Genomic DNA, 607 nt, shown 5'->3' with positions numbered 1-607 from the left:
CGACATCTGCGTGTTGTCCGAGCGTCCCATCTCCCGTGGCGAGATCATCGTGGCCGCCCGCGTCGTCGGTGGTCTGCCCATGCTCGACGGGGGGGAGGCCGATGACAAAATGATCGCCGTCCTGCTCAATGACACCGTCTGGCGGGATACCCACGACATTTCCGAACTGCCGCCCGTGCTGGTGGAGCGCCTGCGCCACTACTTCCAGACCTACAAGCTCATTCCGGGTCGCGAGTCCGACGTGTCCATCGGGCCGGCTTACGGACGCGAGCATGCCGAAAAGGTGATCCGGGCCGCCATCGACGATTATTCGGAGGAATTCGGCGCCTGATTCCCCGGTCAGAGCCGATCCGCCGCCCGTTCGCGGGCTTTGAGGAGCTTCTGCCGGGTGCGGTGGCGCAGGCGATCGGCCCGGCCTGCCCGGCCTGACTGTTCCAGCAGATCGGCGTAGTTTTGCGCCACGATCTCATAGGTTTCCTGCTGTTCCGGCAGGTGATGGGCCAGGATCTCCAGCGCCCGCAGGTAATTCCGGCCCGCGCGGTCGAAATCGCCGGTATCGTGATAGACCGCCGCCAGATTCGAAGCACTCTGGGCGATGTCGGGATGC

At 64.7% G+C, this 607-nt stretch carries 2 protein-coding genes; one reads left to right on the top strand and one right to left on the bottom strand.

Going from position 1 to position 607, the window contains the following annotated elements; translation table 11 throughout:
• On the top strand, positions 1-331 hold a 331-nt coding region (locus tag JNK74_29455), incomplete at its 5' end, for an inorganic diphosphatase (GenBank protein ID MBL7650301.1).
• An 8-nt stretch (positions 332-339) separates the two neighbouring features.
• Here JNK74_29455 and JNK74_29450 read toward each other — a convergent pair.
• Positions 340-607, bottom strand: a 268-nt coding sequence (locus tag JNK74_29450; protein MBL7650300.1) for a hypothetical protein, incomplete at its 5' end; no start/stop codon positions are given.

It is taken from the genome of Candidatus Hydrogenedentota bacterium, from assembly GCA_016791475.1.
Lineage (GTDB): Bacteria > Hydrogenedentota > Hydrogenedentia > Hydrogenedentales > JAEUWI01 > JAEUWI01.
This window is presented reverse-complemented; position numbering and strand designations above follow the sequence as displayed.